The sequence below is a fragment of the Pedobacter sp. 10L46_2 genome (assembly GCF_056395165.1).
This window is the reverse complement of the sequence record NZ_JBFTIZ010000104.1, coordinates 1-17,910: the sequence shown is the minus strand read 5'-3', so window position 1 is coordinate 17,910 and position 17,910 is coordinate 1. Positions and strand designations below refer to the sequence as shown.

At 39.0% G+C, this 17,910-nt stretch carries 12 protein-coding genes and 1 pseudogene; 1 reads left to right on the top strand and 12 read right to left on the bottom strand.

What is annotated here, in order from left to right; genetic code table 11:
- From AC1DDX_RS13315 to AC1DDX_RS13260, 12 genes and pseudogenes are all read right to left on the bottom strand, one after another.
- Window positions 1-1,343 (bottom strand): DUF1549 domain-containing protein (locus AC1DDX_RS13315; RefSeq protein WP_477622139.1); only part of this gene is annotated, 1,343 nt, incomplete at its 3' end.
- 271 nt (window positions 1,344-1,614) lie between these two features.
- The gene (locus AC1DDX_RS13310; protein WP_337715703.1) at window positions 1,615-3,606 is read right to left on the bottom strand and encodes a heavy metal translocating P-type ATPase; all 1,992 of its coding nucleotides are present in this window, start codon (window positions 3,604-3,606) and stop codon (window positions 1,615-1,617) included.
- Between the two features lie 45 nt (window positions 3,607-3,651).
- Window positions 3,652-4,083, bottom strand: a complete 432-nt coding sequence (locus AC1DDX_RS13305) for a Fur family transcriptional regulator (protein ID WP_172660780.1) — start codon at window positions 4,081-4,083, stop codon at window positions 3,652-3,654.
- 29 nt (window positions 4,084-4,112) lie between these two features.
- Complete coding sequence (locus tag AC1DDX_RS13300; protein ID WP_246269527.1) at window positions 4,113-4,580, bottom strand: VOC family protein; 468 nt, start codon at window positions 4,578-4,580, stop codon at window positions 4,113-4,115.
- A gap of 9 nt (window positions 4,581-4,589) precedes the next feature.
- A complete protein-coding gene (locus AC1DDX_RS13295; protein WP_172660781.1) occupies window positions 4,590-5,216 on the bottom strand; it encodes a class I SAM-dependent methyltransferase in 627 nt (208 codons plus the stop codon).
- 35 nt (window positions 5,217-5,251) lie between these two features.
- Window positions 5,252-6,838, bottom strand: a complete 1,587-nt coding sequence (locus AC1DDX_RS13290; protein ID WP_337715704.1) for a CotH kinase family protein — start codon at window positions 6,836-6,838, stop codon at window positions 5,252-5,254.
- Between the two features lie 80 nt (window positions 6,839-6,918).
- Window positions 6,919-7,845: a TIGR01777 family oxidoreductase gene (locus AC1DDX_RS13285; protein WP_337715706.1), complete on the bottom strand. Its 927-nt coding sequence runs from the start codon at window positions 7,843-7,845 to the stop codon at window positions 6,919-6,921.
- Between the two features lie 5 nt (window positions 7,846-7,850).
- Complete coding sequence (locus tag AC1DDX_RS13280) at window positions 7,851-8,672, bottom strand: thiol-disulfide oxidoreductase DCC family protein (protein ID WP_337715708.1); 822 nt, start codon at window positions 8,670-8,672, stop codon at window positions 7,851-7,853.
- Window positions 8,673-8,948: 276 nt separating this feature from the next.
- On the bottom strand, window positions 8,949-9,488 hold the full coding sequence (locus AC1DDX_RS13275; RefSeq protein WP_337715710.1) for a tetratricopeptide repeat protein: 540 nt from the start codon (window positions 9,486-9,488) through the stop codon (window positions 8,949-8,951).
- A gap of 31 nt (window positions 9,489-9,519) precedes the next feature.
- Window positions 9,520-11,427, bottom strand: a complete 1,908-nt coding sequence (gene glgB, locus AC1DDX_RS13270; protein ID WP_337715712.1) for a 1,4-alpha-glucan branching protein GlgB — start codon at window positions 11,425-11,427, stop codon at window positions 9,520-9,522.
- Window positions 11,427-13,836: pseudogene (locus AC1DDX_RS13265) on the bottom strand (glycoside hydrolase family 31 protein). The gene glgB and the pseudogene AC1DDX_RS13265 overlap by 1 nt, the downstream one beginning before the upstream one ends.
- 203 nt (window positions 13,837-14,039) lie before the next feature.
- A complete protein-coding gene (locus tag AC1DDX_RS13260; protein WP_288883983.1) occupies window positions 14,040-16,940 on the bottom strand; it encodes a TonB-dependent receptor in 2,901 nt (966 codons plus the stop codon).
- Between the two features lie 210 nt (window positions 16,941-17,150).
- Here AC1DDX_RS13260 and AC1DDX_RS13255 point away from each other — a divergent pair.
- Window positions 17,151-17,910: penicillin acylase family protein (locus AC1DDX_RS13255; protein WP_477622138.1), on the top strand; the 760-nt coding region annotated here is incomplete at its 3' end.

The following is a 17,910-nucleotide window of genomic DNA, read 5'->3' as shown; positions in this document are numbered from 1 at the left end:
ACCTTGTTTAGGTTCACGGCAGGAATTCTGGCTACTGCATTATTCTTAAAGAAAAGTGCAATGTTGTTATTTCCTATAATCGCGTTGACCATACTATCAGCAATAACAGAGTTGATAACCGGTTGACCTGTTTTTAAGAATTTATGAATCTCCTTTGATTTTTCAGGCGATACATTCACCTTTAACCATTCAGTTAATGAAGTTAATTTTGTTTGCAAGGAATCATCATACTGTCTTAACAAAGGATATTCCGACGAAATATCTTCATCTCTGGTGTTGTTAAAATAAGCCATGAATTTATAAAATTCATCATGCTTAAATGGATCATACGGATGGCTATGACATTGTACGCAGGCAAATGTTGTACTCAACAATCCTTCCCAGGTAGTATTAACGCGGTCTAAAACCGCAGCAACCCTAAACTCTTCATTATTTGTACCACCCTCATCATTGGTCATGGTATTTCTTTGAAACGCTGTAGCGATATACTGGGCGTCGGTAGGATCTGTAAAAAAATCACCTGCTATCTGTTCAGTAACAAATTCATTGTAAGGCATATCCTTGTTAAATGCACGGATCACCCAATCGCGGTATTGCCAGATGTTTCTGCCCACATCGGCCTCGTAGCCTTTGGTATCTGCATATCTTGCAACATCTAACCACATAGATGCCCATTTCTCTCCAAAACGCTGAGAGGCCATTAATGAATCTACTAAGATTTGGTAGGCTTTATCTCCATCTTTGGCTGTTAAGTATTGTTCTGCCAGTTTTTTTGGCGGAGCCATCCCAATCAGATCAAGACTTGCCCTTCTTAATAAAGTTGGTCTGTCGGCCTCGGCAGATGGTTTTAATTCCTGTTCATCAAGTTTCTCAAGGATGAACTTATCAATATCATTCTTAGCCCAGTCGCCACTAACATCTGGTATCTCTACCTCTTTTACTGGCAAATAAGCCCAATGATCGCCCCATTTGGCACCTTGTTTTATCCACCTCTTAAAAATGTCTATTTCATCTTCATTGAGTGCTTCATGTTTGTAAGGCATACGCTCTTCAGGATCTTTGCTTAGCAAGCGTTTTATCAGCTCACTTCCATCAGGATCTCCGGGGATAATAGCAGGCTTACCACTTTTAGTAGCAGCAATTGCTTCCTCATGGAATAACAAGCTAAATCCTCCTTGTTTTTTCACGCCTCCGTGACAGGAAATACATTTTTTGTTAATAATAGGTTTTACTTCAGTATTGAAATCCACTTTCTTATCATACGACATCAGCAGTGAACATACAATCACCACAGCAAAAAGGACAAGCAGGACCAATAGTTTCTTGTTGCGAAAAAATTTCATAACGACATTACAATATTTGGCTTCAGTGTGTTAATGTAAATTACCTATTATTTCACATAAAAACCTAACAGCCAGTGCAAAAGTTTCTAACAAGAGGCGGCAAAAACAAGCAAAAAACCCTTTTAACTAGCAAAACAAACCTTTGCGCAAAATTTTCAATGTCGATGCAACTTTTTCAAAAAACAAGAATACTTATCATCCTAACACGCAGTGCACGCGTTTCATCCTTATACTCGTCATCTCTCCTATAGTCGAGACGGCGTATTCTCCCTTAAAATTTAATGTTCTGTATTCTAACAGCATTCAGAATAGCAAGCAGTGCCACACCCACATCAGCTATCACCGCTTCCCACAATGTAGCCACACCACCAGCACCTAAAATCAATACAGCAACCTTCACAATCATAGCCAGAGCGATGTTTTGCCAAACTATGCTGCGCGTAATCTTACCAATCTTTATTGCAGTTACAATTTTTGAAGGCTGATCGTTCTGTATTACAATATCGGCAGTTTCTATGGTAGCATCACTCCCCAATCCCCCCATAGCAATTCCGGCATCCGCCAATGCCACAACAGGCGCATCGTTTACCCCATCACCAATAAAAGCAATCTTTAAATTTTTATCCTTAAGCGCCTGCACTTTCTCCACCTTATTTTCAGGTAAAAGATCACCAAATGCATCATCAATACCTAAAAAGGCCGCTACCCTGCTCACTACACTTTGCTTATCACCACTTAGCATTACCGTTTTTATACCCAGGGCATGCATATCCGCAATGGCCTGCTTGGCATCTTCTTTTACTTCATCCGCAATAGTGATATAACCGGCATATATCTTATCAATGGCTACAACTACTACGCTATCGGTAATGTCATCTATGGCATTATCATAAGCTATGTTAAACTTTTTAAGCAATTTCGCATTACCCGCAAGCACCTCCCTACCATCAATAATTCCTTTTAAACCATGACCGGCAATCTCCTCAACCTGTTCAATTTTTACTCCTGAGATTTCATCTCCGGCATATTCCTTAACTGCTACAGCAATTGGATGGGTTGATTTACTTTCGAGCGCAGCAGCTATCCTTACAAGCTCTTTTTCATTATATCCGTTAGCCACAACTACCTCCTGGACATCAAAAACTCCCTTGGTAAGCGTTCCTGTTTTATCCATCACTACAGTATTTACAGTAGTAATTACGTCCAAAAAATTAGACCCTTTAAACAATATACCATTCTTAGATGCCAGGCCAATCCCGCCAAAATACCCCAGGGGGATAGAAACCACCAATGCACAAGGGCAACTAATTACCAGGAATACCAGCCCTCTGTACAACCAATCGCTAAAGTTATAATCGGCTACAAAAAAATAAGGGACTGCAACCACAAGAACAGCCAATAAAAACACTATTGGAGTATACACCTTGGCAAAGCGCGAAATGAACAATTGTGTTTGAGATTTCCTGGCCGTAGCGTCTTGCACCATTTCAAGAATTTTACTCAGCTTACTATCTTTAAACAAGGCTGTAACCTTTAATTCGGCAAGCTGGTTCAGGTTAATCATACCGGCAAGTACAGATTCACCTTTTTCTTTATTGTCAGGTCTGCTTTCGCCAGTCAGGGCAGCAGTATTAAAGGTTGCCTTATCCGATGTTAACACACCATCAAGTGCTACCTTTTCACCCGGTTTAACCTGTATAATTTCATCAATTTGAACCTCAGCAGGCAGCACATTAATTACCTTTCCATCTCTGATCACATCCACACTGTCCGGCCTGATATCCAGTAAAGCCTTAATACTTCGCTTTGCGTTACTAACAGCTGAATCCTGAAACCATTCTCCTATCGAATAGAATACCATAACGGCAACACCCTCGCTATAAGATCCAATTGTAAAGGCTCCAATAGTAGCTACACTCATCAGAAAAAACTCATTAAAAAAATCAAGTCTTATTGCTTTTCGAAATGCCAGGGCAAGCACATCATACCCGGCCAATAAATAAGCAGGGATAAAAACTACCAGCTGAATAACATTGCTAAACACAATACTAAAACCATACTCCAATACCATCATAACAATGATAATGGCCAGCGCTGTTAATAATGGCCAATGCCCTATTATCCCTGATGGTTCCTCGGCGCCATGATTATGCCCATCATCATCAGAATGTTCGTGTTGATGGTTCTCTTTATGATTGTGTGGTGCTGCTTTTTTTGGTTCCTCAACCGAACAGCAATCTTTATGATTATTTGATAATTGCATAACTCTAAATATATAGCCAAAGGTACAGGCTACAGCTATGCAATGCTATTGCAAAGGTATAGATGGATTACACTGATCGCATATTCCTTTAATAATGAGGTTCATCTCCTGACGAAAGAAATTAATAGGCAGTGAGATATCAGGTATTTTGGTATTTGGCAGACAAAATGTTTCCTTACAGGTATTGCAATAAAAATGAACATGAAGATCATGATGATTTTCTCCATCACAATCTTCCTCGCATAAAGCATATTTTGTGGCACCGGTGCCGTCCTCAATACTATGAACCAGCCCCTTTTCTTCAAAAGTTTTCAATGTCCGATAAAGCGTAATCCTATCCGATGGAGCCATCCCTCTTTCCAGGTCGTTTAAACTGATGGCCGCATTTTGCCTGGTTAAAAACTCCAACACTAACAAACGCATAGCGGTGGGATTAATATCCTTTACCTTTAATTTATTCTCAATGTCTATTATCATAAGCCTTGCACTTTTTATCGAAAATCACACTATTTATGATCATCGTTCACTTCAAGCCAATGGCCGTCCGGATCTTTAAAATATACTTGTTTTATACCATCAACCCTTAAAGTAACTGCCTTACGTGTTCCCGCCCAGTCTTCAAATTCAATTTTCTTAACATTTAGCAGCGTAATGAACTTGTCTACAGAAGGTACACTAAAACATAAATGTTCATTCTTATCATGCTCTACGCCTGCTTTTGCACCTTGAATTAAATGCAGATGTCCGGCAGGGCCAATAGAGAACCAGGTATGTTTACCATCTTTAAACGGCTCCGGAATAATCTCCAGATCAAAAACATCTTTATAAAATGCTGTAGACTTAGCCAGATCAGTAACATACACTGCAATATGATTTAGAACTGCTCCTTGTTGCTTCTTTTCTGCTTGCGCCATTGACTTTTGGAACGGGGTTAACATTACCAGAGTTAAAACGATTAATGTAAGGGTTTTCATATAGAATGATTAGGATTTCTTGAACAAGATGGTTAAAATTCTTGGAATATCTGTTCTGTTATTGTCATCAAAATACTCCTCAACATCAACCAATGTCAGTCCATGCTTTTTACCAGCCTGAATAAAATCAGATATATTATGGTTAAAACAATCTACAATCTGCTTACCCTCTTCTGTGTCAAATCTGGCTTTAGTACCAGTGTATTGCTTAAAAGGATGCAATTCACCGATGTACACATACCCCTCAGGATTTAAAGATTTAGATACCTGATTAAAAACATAATCCAGATTATCGATGTGTTCCAATATTAAACTAAAAGTTACCAGATCGTATAAGCCATCTCTGAAATTCCAGCGGGCAGTAATATCTGCCTGTTTAAACTCAACCCTGTTAGATGTTATTTTATCTTTTGCTCTGGCCAGCATTTGATCTGAAAGATCAACCGCTGTAATCATGGCGGCTTTTCCAATCAGCCATTCTGTATTTTTCCCTGTTCCACAACCAATCTCCAAAACTTTATTAAATGGAACACGGGCAAGGCATAACTTTAAAGCCAAACCCTCCAGATCTCTTGTTTTATTATCGTTAGTATCGTATTGTGCAGCCCAGATGTTATAAGCTTGTTTAGTATTCATAAAGCAAAAATAATAAAAATCCCCTTTTTCTTAAGCTATTGATATTCGCTGCTGTTGAATTTCGCATCCAGCCAGTCAATATGCCTTGTCAGGAAATTTTTCAGATACGCGACTTCTCCTTCGTACGACCCCGATACCTGGAGCTCTAAATATGACTGTTTCTTTAAGATATCCCATGTGGTAAAATTCCTGACCTGCGAAACCGCAAGCTTCTTGGCAAGCGGTATCGTTGCATCAGGCAATGTTTTTATTTTGGCTTTAAGCTCGTTCCATCGTTCTCTTATTCTCTGCCTGAAGGCGCGATCCTCCATTAATCTTTTAAACCATATCTTAGGCTCAAAGGCTGAATTAGACATTAGTCCGTTTACCTGATCGCCCAAACGGTTATCATTATTTGCCGCCTTATCAAAATCCCAAACCGGGCCAACATAAATCTTATCGTCGTTACGTTTTTTAAACATAAAGGTGCTCCTAAACGCATCCGGATTACCAATTACTTCATTTACAATATAAAAATCCACATAGCTATTTACATCAAAATACTTTCTGTAGCCATTTACCGGATCTGTAAAATCAGCCGAATACAAGGCGTCCTCCAATTTCTGGAAATGGTTTTTGATATAATCCTTTTGCTGCTGATTGATCTTATCTTCATCAGGATACTTAATTACAAAAGGCATATTCTTTTGTGTCTTAAAATATACTGGCTCGCCATCAGCAAAAAGATCGTGTTCTATCAGGTATCCTCCTGCAAGATCAGGCAAGGCGGTGGTACCATTAGGCTGCTCTTCAATATCAACCAGTCCCTTGCCTTCTTTAATCTGTTCAGTTAGCTGATAATTACCAATAAACAATCCGTTTAAATATACTTCAACATATCTCGAATTTGTAGTAAAAGCACGCCCCATATTTCTGCTCAGCATAAAAGCGAGTTCATTACGCATCAAAGTTTTGTCGGCATAATTAGCTAAAAGCACCCAGTTCTTACTTTCTGCCATACCCAGCAGACCTGCTTTTTTATCGAGTTTAATGCGATAAGGCTTTTTAGGCATATCATACCATGTCGAATTGCCTCTTCCCTTTATTTCCGTTTTACCTTCATAAACTACATCTTTAAAATTGCTCACTAACTTTAAGGAGCCCGTTACATAAGTATCCTTACTGGTTATAGGAACATTATTTGTGTTGATGTAAAGTGCCGCAATACCGTTGTCTGTAAACTTAACAACATATGTCTTTTTGGAATTGTCTTCAGCTACTACACTGTAACTTACCAAACGTGTAAAGTCATTAACGGTTGTATCGCTTTTCTGAGTTACTTCACCAATAACGATCTTTACCCCATCGTAAGTAAATGATGGTATCAGCTTACTGATATCCGTTCCGGCAAATGCCCTGGCATATATGGTATCGCCTACAATCTCGCCGTTAACATCATTCACCAGAACATGGTTCTTCCTGGCACTAAAGCTAAAGGTTTTTAACTGCTTGTCGCTTTTTGGTATTACCGGCGGATCTTCATGCTTATTATCCTTTTTACAAGAAGAAATTACAAGCAGCACTGATACAACAAACATCCATTTGCACCAGTTCTTACCGGATTTTAAAGTTCTACAGGTCATAAGGCTTAGTATATTTGGCTATTCAAGATAAAGATTATTTCTGATAACCACTCAGATATAGAACCCCTTATGAAACACCATTAGACCCTTATGCTCAAAATATCATGAATAGCATGTTTTGCATTAGGAAACTGAAATACAAAACCTGATTCAAGCAAACGATTTGGTACTACCCACCTGCTCTTTAAAACCAATTCTGTTTCTGAACCTATCAAAAGCATACCTATTTCCAATAACCACTGCGGACTAGGCAATCCAAATGGAATACCAAAAGCCTTACGGATCAAGCGCATCAGTTCTGTATTTTTAACTGCCAGCGGGGCGACACAATTAACCACCCCCACAAGTCCTTCGTTATTCAATAACCATTCGGTACACCTGGCTACATCATGTTCATGAATCCATGAAACATATTGTTGTCCATCGCCCTGATGGCCGCCCAAACCGAATTTAACAAGGTTAAGCAGACGAGGGAACACGCTGTCATTTCTACCTAAAACAATCCCCATCCGCAATGCAACTTTACGTGTTAAAGCTGTTTCTGTTTCAAAGAATGAAGCTTCCCATTGTTTACACACATCAATAGAAAAGCCATAACCAATTTCTCCCGTATATTCATCCTGTGAATGATCTTCCGCATGGCGATAAATTGTAGCAGAAGTTACATTGATCCAAAGTTTTGGAGGGTTAGCCATTTCGGCAATTACTTTATTTAACAATCTGGTGGGTACTGTTCTTGAGGCAATGATTTCTTCCCTATTCTTTTCATTATAACGGCAGTTTACATTTTTCCCGCAAAGATTGATCAGCATATCTGCATCCTTAAGCGTTTCGGTCCACTGCCCTTCAGTTCTTCCGTCCCATAAAACTGTTTCCACATTATCTTCAGCAGCTTTACTTTTTCTGCTGAGGATCACCACGTGCCTGGCAATAGTTTTATAGTAGTTAGCTAAAACACTACCCAGATAACCGTTACCTCCAGCCAGAACTATTTTTGCGTATTTCATATTCTTTAGATAAAGAGGATCAGTAAAAGAACAACTATTCTGTACAGCACCCAGGTTAAGGTAGGTATATATCCTAGTTTTAAAATACCCATTCGTCTAAAATGTTCCAGAAACATAATGCCGGCCACTCCCATAAAATATGCAGCGTAAAAAAGTGCAGGCAATACCAAAAACTTAGCCATCAACAAAGCAGGTAGCAGCAATAAAGATCCGGCAAAAGATATCGTCATCATATTACCCAGGTACTCCCACTTTTTATCCCATGCCATAATGCTTACCACAATTGCCTGAAAAACAATTTGTCCGCCACAAATAAAATACTCTCTATAGGTACTACCAACAGGCATTAGCTCTTTTAATAAACCCACATAATGTGTAAGTATAAAACTGGCCATAAACCAGGTGAATATTAAATATGCAATGCGATACCTCAATTTAAAAGTAGGTTGAATTGCAAAGCTATCTTCTGTAATTTCAGCAGGTATAATTACTTTTCTATTGTAAGATACAAAAGCGTATACCTTACTCATTATCCAGATAAAAGGTTTAAGAGAAAAGAGTGGCCCTAACAACGGGATTGAGTTTGCGAGCACTTTAAACAAACTGTTTATGCCGTATGTTACCTGCCCTGTTTCAGTATCAACCAGTGCAATTTCATTCACCGCCCGCTGCTGATCTACATAAGGACAAACATTTTGAGGCATGTTCTGATAAGGTTGTGCTCCTGTCGGATCAAGCATTCCAACCTTAGTAAAACCTTTGGTATACAGCTTGCACATTGGGCATTCTGCATCAAAAAGGATCAAGTGGTTTTTTAAGCTTTTCATAGATCAAATGTAAGAACAAATTATTAAACTTTCAAAACTTATTGAAAGTTTAATCTTAAAACACACTTAAGAGTTCATAGACATATCCATGAAACGCATTGACATAATGTGTAATGTTTATGTACAATTTCTTTTGCTATTGTTTTGCTTTCCTCTTGCTGAAGCAAACAAAAAGTAAAATTTACCCAAAAGAAAAGCAACGTATCAGCAAAATTTAAATTACACCTATTGTAGTTCACGCACTATCCTGATCTAGGATATTCATTAATAATTGATTTACAGTTTACCTGAAAGTTCTTTCGCTTTTTGGTAATTCGGGGTACCTTGTGGGATTTTGGATAACCAAATTAAGGCCTCTTTTTTGTTGTCTTGTTTAATATAACTCAATGCCACATAATAGGCAGCATCGTATTTAAACGCTGACTCTCCTTCGTACAATTTCTTAAGTACGGTTCTTGCCTCATGTTCCTGGGAATTCTTTATCAGCGTAATAGAAAAATAATAAGAAAGCAGCGGATCCTGCGGGTTACTCATGTATTCTCTTTGCATGATCTTACGTGCAGCAGTATAGTCTCCTGCGTTATATAGTTCAGCCGCTTTATTAAGCACACCGGCACTTTCACCACGCTCTGTTACCGACATTTGTTTGCTGATCTCATATTTATTATACAAGCCCGAAGACCATGGTGCCCAAATAAACAAGCCAACACCTAAAACCACAACTATACCAATCCATATGACAAAAGATTTATAGTTCGCTTTCTTAAGAGGGGTTTCTGCATGTTTACCTTCTTCTGAAAAATGTATATTGGCCATTGAGGGGTTATAATAAAATACTGAAATAAGATTATTTAGCTTGCTTTAAAACCAGTGCGCCCAATGGAGGAATATTTAAAGAAATAGAATACTCCCTTCTATGGCAGTTCTCTTTTAATGGCAGCAACACTGCTTCATTCAACTTTCCACTTCCAAAAAACTCCTCGGCATCCGTATTGAATATTTCTTTCCATTTAGCTTTAAACGGCAAACCTACAAGATAATTCTCGCGGAAAACAGGAGTAAGATTCAGGATCACAATAAGTGTGTCTTTTGCTTTTAGACCTTTCCTAAGGTAAATGTAAACCGAATGCTGGGCATCATCGGCATTGATCCATTCAAAACCCTCGTGTGAAAAGCTGTGTTCATATAGCGCCGGTTCAGATTTGTATAGTTTATTGATGGCCCTAACGGTTTTCTGCATTCCCAAATGAGGAGGATGCTGCAACAGATGCCAATCTAACGAGTTCTTAAAATCCCATTCGTGTGTTTGAGCAAACTCATTACCCATAAAAAGTAACTTGGTACCCGGTTGGGTAAACATATATGCATATAGCACCCGCAGGTTGGCAAATTTTTGCCACTCATCGCCTGGCATCTTATAAATCATTGAAGATTTGCCATGCACTACCTCATCATGAGAAAAAGGCAGCATAAAGTTCTCACTAAAGGCGTAAGTAATGCTAAAAGTGAGTTGATGATGATGGTATTTTCTGTTAAGCGGATCGTTTTTAAAGTATTTTAACGTATCATTCATCCAGCCCATCATCCATTTCATTCCAAAACCCAGTCCGCCGGCAAACACAGGATGTGTTACCCCCGGATAAGTACTGCTTTCTTCTGCGATGGTATGGACACCTTCAAAGGAGCCATACACAGCTTCATTAAGGTCTTTAAGGAATAATGTTGCACCAAGGTTCTCGCTGCCCCCAAACTCGTTGGTAGCTGCTTCTTCGGCCTTTCTGGAGAAATCAAAATAGAGCATCGATGCCACCGCATCTACACGTAATCCATCAGCGTGGAATTTATCTAACCAGTACATTGCATTACTGATCAGGAAAGACCGTACTTCATTTCTGTCGTAATTAAAGATGTATGATTTCCAATCGGGATGAAAGCCTTTGCGCATATCGGCATGCTCATATAAATGGGTACCATCAAATTTGAAAAGCCCATGAGCATCGCCGGGAAAATGCGAAGGAACCCAGTCCAGTATCACACCGATATTGTTTTTATGCAGTTCTTCTATCAAAAACATTAACTCCTGCGGAGTTCCATGCCTGGAGCTTGCTGCAAAATAACCTGTAATCTGGTACCCCCATGATGGGTAATATGGATACTCCATAATAGGCATCAGCTCTACATGGGTAAAGCCCATATCTAATACATAAGGCACCAGGCTTACTGCTATTTCTTTGTAGGTTAATACCCTTTTTGGTTCTGATGGGTCGCGCTGCCATGAGCCAAGATGCACTTCATAAACCGACATAGGTGTATTCAGTGCATTTGCTTTTGGGCGCTTATTGAGCCATGTTTTATCTTTCCAGGTATAATCTGTATCCCATACAATAGAAGCAGTTCTTGGTGGATGCTCCCATTTGGTAGCAAAGGGATCCCCTTTTTCTATATCGCTGCCATCAAAACCTTTAATGGCGTATTTATAAACTTCGCCTTTGCCAATGTTCGGGATAAAACCCTCCCATATACCAGAAGAATCTAACCGCCTGTTAAGCTGGTGCGATGTTTTGTTCCATTGGTTAAAATTTCCGGTAACATTTACTGCCTGGGCATTAGGTGCCCAGACAGCAAAGTAAGTTCCTTCCGTTTTATTGTGTTGTATTAGGTGTGCACCAAATTTCTCATACAACCGAAAATGCTTGCCTGAAATAAATAATGAGATATCAAAATCGCTAAATAAACTGTAGGCAAGCACTTCCATTAATTATAGATTTTTATTGTGGTGAAATTTTTATTTGATTTAAAACGCAAGCAATTACGCTCATCCAATGTATAATCGGCGACTTCATGATCATCAACCGTGATCTTATTGACGTTGAACGGCAAGCCAACAATGTTGTAATTGTACAACTCGTAATTAGGTGTATACAAGCCACTTCTCGACTGCTCAATAGTTAACGCATACTGCGTTCCTTTAACACTGAATTTTTTCTCTGAGTAGATGTCCTGCTCATAAGCAAATGTATCACCATGATCTTCGTACAAGAACGAGTTCACTTCATAATCAGAAAAATAAACATTCAGCAATACCTCGTCAATGTCCTTTTCGCCAACATACTGCATTACAGGATATTCCGGAATTACGGAACCTGCTCTAACAAATAATGGCATATGATCTAATGGTGTAGCAATGCTATGCTCGCTCTCTCCGGTTAATACCTCATGCGTCCAGAAGTTATACCATTTTCCTTTTGGCAGATAAACCATACGGGATGCTGCACCTTGCTCTAAAACAGGGCAAACCAATATTTTATCACCAAATGTAAACTCATCCTGGCGGTAACCATTGCTGATGTTTTCTTGCTCAAGCATTACCAATGGTCTTAAAATTGGGAAACCATAACGGTGATGCTCCCAAAATACCGAATATAAATAAGGAAGCAACCTGTATCTTAATTCAATGTATGTTCTGTTAATGCTGGTATATGGTTCTCCGAAACTCCAAGGTTCTCTTTCAGCTGTATCACCGGCAGAGTGTGCACGCATAAACGGAGAGAAGGTACCCACCTCCTATATCGGTTCCGCAAAAAGGTACCCCTGAAACTGACATGCGCTGACATTGGATATTACCAATTTTTAAGTGTTCCCATGTAGCCACGTTATCACCGGTCCACACACAACCATAGCGCTGCATACCAGAATATCCCGCCCGGGTAATGGTAAACGGACGCTTATTACGCATTAGCTTTTTCAAGCCGTCGTAAGTTGAACGTACCATCTGCATACCATACACATTATGTGCTTTGCGATGCGAACCTCTATAACCATCATAGTTATGTCTTACATCGTTAGGGAATGTTCCTGAACCGAATACTGCCGGCTCGTTCATATCATTCCATACTCCYGCAACACCTATATCTACTAATTCTTTGTATAAGTTACCCCACCATTCTCTTACGGTTGGGTTGGTAAAATCAGGAAACTGGCATCTTCCCGGCCATACGTGGCCTTCCATAAAGTAGTCGTCGCTACGGCGACAGAAATAGTTGTTTTCCTTACCTTCTTTAAATACCCAGTAGTTATCATCGACTTTAATTCCCGGATCTATCATAACAACGGTTTTGAAACCATCGTTTGCAAGTTCCTTAATCATCCTTTTAGGATCAGGAAAGTGGCTTTTGTTCCAGGTAAAGCAACGGTAGCCATCCATATAATCGATATCCAGATAAATGGCATCGCATGGAATATTACGTGATCTAAAGCCTTCTGCTATTTCTTTAACCTTCTTTTCAGGATAGTAACTCCACCTGCACTGGTGATAACCTAAGGCCCATTTGGGAGGCATTGGATGCGTTCCCGTTAGGGTCTGATATCTTTTTACCACGTCCATCATATGCGGGCCGTGGATGTAATAGTATTGTAATTCACCTCCATCTGCCCAGAAACTGGTTTTGGAGTTGTCTTCTCTTCCAAAATCGAAATAAGAACGGAAGGTATTATCGAAGAAAATACCGTAAGCCGCCTGCTCATTTACACCAACATAAAATGGAATAGTACGGTACAATGGATCCTGATCCCATCCAAATGAGTATGCATCGGTATTCCAGTTTTGGAAATGACGCCCTCTAAGGTTCATGTTTCCTGATTTATCGCCAAGTCCAAAGAAGTTCTCTTCCGACCCACACTTTTTAGTGGCATATACATAGTAACCACCAAATTCTATATTTTCTTCCCAGTGCATTGGTGTGGCATCTTCACTCATCACCTTCTGGTTCAGATTATCTGTGAAAGAGATGTGGAAATCGTCTTTTCTTACTTTACAGGTAACAGTATTGGTTGATATCGCATAATACTCTGGCAGTTCCTCGAATTTAAATGTGGTTACCTTTTGGTCTACCACCGGAACTGCATAAGAGAAATCATCCAGAAAAACACCATGTGGTGCCAGTCTAACTCTGATGATTTCGTCGCTTACCACTCTGATTTCAACTTTAGCATCCCCATCAGCAAAGAAAAATTTGTTTCCAACTGTGGTAACACTTTGTACCGGACTAAGATATTTTTTAACTATTGGTTTTATATCCGTTACCGGATTGTTTAAATGCTGAACTTGCTCCTCAACAATTTCCTTTGTGATTATATTATTTATTATTTCTTTATTTTCTTCCATGAAAAATCGCTTTAGTAAAAATTTGCCCCCCTTTTGATCATGTAATAGATCGTGTATTCTGTACATACTAAAGTGTTAAATTTTCTATTAAAACCAAAGGATTATTATTATATAAAAATATACGCATAAAAAAGGCCCTGACATTGCTGTCAGGGCTCTTTTATAAAACTAATTAATTGATGAAGAGCTGTGTTAATTTGATTTTATGGGTTAAATGTAAATCCTATGTAGTAAAGTGCGCCTATAGAAGGGTTACCATAAGAAGTAAAGTAATATTTATTTAATATGTTTGAGCCCCCAAGTTTAACCATTGATTTTACTGAAGGTATTTTTAAGTTAACCTGTGCATCAATTGTATTGAATGAAGGAACATCTCCTGAAGCAAATGATGAGTTCCAGTAAAACTTATCTTGCCAGCGGTAATTAACATTAAAACCAAAGTTTTTAATGATCTCTTTGTTACCAAGACCTAAATTATAACGAATCTCCGGAGTGTTAAAATCATTAATATAATCTGTAGGAAGGTCGCCTAATTTGTTGTAAGATACGTTACCGCTTAAGTTATAACCGCCTATTAAATAATCCAAGCCCAATGCGCCTCCGTAAGAAGTTACTTTACCGGTTGCATTTACAGGTACTCCAAATTTAGAGAAGGAATTATCGTCGTTTTGCTGAAAAACATCCACTGCTGTAATGAAATTCTTATAAGTATTGTAGTAAGCATAGGCATCTATCAGGAACCTTGACCCTAACAATCCTTTATAACCTACTTCGTAGGCCTGCACGCTCTCAGGACGAACCCCTCTTGGATCAAAGTTGTATTGTTTTAGCAGAGCAGGATTAGGAGCACCAGCTGCTACAGAACCCAAGAATGCGCGATAACTTACATCAGTATAAGGAATATCTGTTGTAAGCATATGGTATTTCTCCAACATACTAGGTATACCACCAATAAGCCTTTGTAAACCACCTGCTACCGACAAATCTATGTACTGGTTTTGGGTTGTTGGATTCCGATAACCTGTTTGGTATGATACCCTGATGTTATTATCCGGAGCTACAGTAAGTACTCCTGATACTCTTGGTGTGAAACGGCCATCAAAGTTAGAGCTTTTATCATATCTGCCAGATAAAGCCAGTTTGAATTTATCATCAAACATTTTTTTAGCGATCTGGGCAAATGCACCGTATTCATTTATATCAATTTTATCGGTAAGATCATCAAAAATAGTTCCCCCTGAACGCAATTGGTAAATCCGGTATGAACCTCCAACCTGTAATTCAACTACATTATTAAGTGCATTTGAGAAATTATACATACCCTCATAATGGTATAGATTGGTTTTATCGTCGAATTTAGCACCTGTTCCCGAAGCAATGGTACTGTTTACAATTTTATCTTTTGCAGCTTCAAACTGAGGGGTACCAGGCACAAAGCGTCCCTGATCGGCAACATTTCTTGCAGCTGCATGAGCTTGTGCATCAGTAATTCCCGGAGTGGTCAATTTTGCTCCTATGTATGTACTGATGTATTGAGGGTACCATGTTTGTGATGTTTTTGAAGCTTCGTTGATGAATGCTCCTAAAATAGAGGAGATATATGAATCACCCGAACGTTCTTGTGTGGTATAACCCCTTACAAAGAAATCCTGTCCTTTTAGTTCTAATTTGTATTGCCCGATGCTAAAGTTACGCAATGAGTAACGATCTGAACCGGTATATACCGAAGTACCCGTTCCCCAGTTTATCTGGGCAATACCTTCTATTGTAGGTGTAAATCTGTAGTGTAACGATCCGGAAGTTTTAAGCGATTGGGTATTGTAATCTACCAGTGCATTTTCATTATAACCGGTCCTTGTTACTTCCTGATTTGGAAGAATGGTTTGATTTTTAAGCCCGAAATAGAATGGCAGATACTGACCAGATACTGCAGGGCGCAATGGAGCCGGAACATTTGCATTTATAAAGTTCAGGTAGGCAGGATAGCTTGTTCCTGCAGGAAGATTATCAAGGACCGTTTTTGGATTAAACGCTCCACCAGATGCAGCTAAGATACCCGCCCGTATAGTAGGCTCAATGCTTTGCTGAACTATACTTCTCATATTTTGCGAGCTTTCATCACCATAAACGTTTATACCATCATAAGCCGGATCTGAAGCCCTATCGCCTGCTTTAAAAGCGCGGCCATTGCGATCAAAGTTGCTATAGTTATCTGCCTGCCAGTCTTTTGCCTGAAGGAACGAGAAAGTAGCTTTTACAGCGAACTTATTATTCCAGGCTTTTGCCAAACGTACATCCAACTGGTTATACTGCTGATTTCCGGTATTGTTATCATTTACATGATTAATTCCCGACTTATAAGAAAAGCTGGCTCCCTGGTAATCAAAAGGGCTTTTTGAGGTCATAAGCATGGTACCGCTGATACCGCCCGCACCATATAGCGCTGAAGATGCTCCCGGCAGTAACTCTACGTTATCCAGATCAAGATCTGAAATACCAATAATATTTCCTACAGAGAAATTTAATCCTGGTGCCTGATTGTCCATTCCATCAACAAGCTGATTAAAACGGGTATTGCCATTAGAGTTAAATCCTCTGGTGTTTATTGATTTAAAAGTTAAACTCTGTGCACTGATCTCAACACCTTTCATATTGGTTAGGGCGTCATAAAATGAGGGAGCAGAAAGCTCTTTTAATACAGCAGGTCCCATACGCTCTACAGACACCGGAGATTCAAGAATTCGCTCCGGAGTTCTGGATGCAGAGATAACCACCTCCTGACCTAAAACGGTAGCAGTTTCTATCTCAAAGTCCAGATTCGAAGCATTTCCTGTAACTTCTTTCTCAATTGAAGCGTATCCAACATAAGAAATAACGATTGTAAATGGAGCGGCTTGCTTAACGGTAAGTGTGTATTTACCACTCATATTAGTGGCTGTGGCTATTGTAGTTCCTTTGACAGTAATCCCAACACCTGGTATTGGTTCCTTAGTGGCTTTATCGGAAACAGACCCACTAATGGTTACATTTTGAGCCTGCGCTACCAAACCGGTAATACATAGCAATAAAAATGCAAAGATTGCTTTGGTAAAAATTTTATTCATGCAGTTAATTTATATAAGGTTAATTTATTATAAATATAATACATTAATTTAATTTTCCAAATCCAATTTTGATGAATATTTCATTGCCAAAATCGGATTTTGATTGCAATTGATTTAACTTTTATGTTAACTTGCAAAGTCAATTTAAATTCAAAGGAAGTAGTAATCAAATACTTTCATTTATGTTTTAGATGTGCCTTTAACTGAGCTATGATGAATAAAATAAAAGCCCTCATTTGCATTGTTATCCCAATACTATTAACATATGCTCTCAATACAAAATTCGGCGATACCCCTCCTCTTCTCAAATTCCTGAATCCCTTTACCGGTTTTTGGCAAAACGCAGAAAAAAATACAGTAAATCCAAATAGAAAAATTACCCTAAAAGCTACTTATCAGAATGTTGATATCGCATTCGACGACAGGATGATTCCGCATATTTTTGCGCAAAACGATCATGATGTTTATTATGCTCAGGGTTACGTAACAGCAATGCATCGTTTATGGCAAATGGACTTTCAAACCCGTTTTGCTGCCGGCCGCATCTCTGAAGTGGTAGGGAAAAAGGCCATAGAACTTGATAAATATCAACGTAGGATGGGTATGGTTTATGGCGCTGAGAAATCTCTGGAAGGAATGATGACCGACCCGAAATCAAAAGAAATGATACTGGCATATACCGCTGGTATAAACGACTATATACATTCTTTAACGCAAGCCAAACTACCCATTGAATATAAATTATTGGATTTTAAACCTGAAGACTGGACTCCTTTAAAATGCGCATTACTGCTAAAACAGATGTCGGCAGTATTGGCAATGGGCTCCGATGAGTTTTATATGACCAATATCAGAAAGAAGTTTGGCACTGATGTGGTTAAAGATTTATTTCCTGACTACCCTTTCAAAGAAGATCCGATTATTCCTGTTGGTACCAAATGGGATTTTGATCCACTGCCCGTTCCTACTC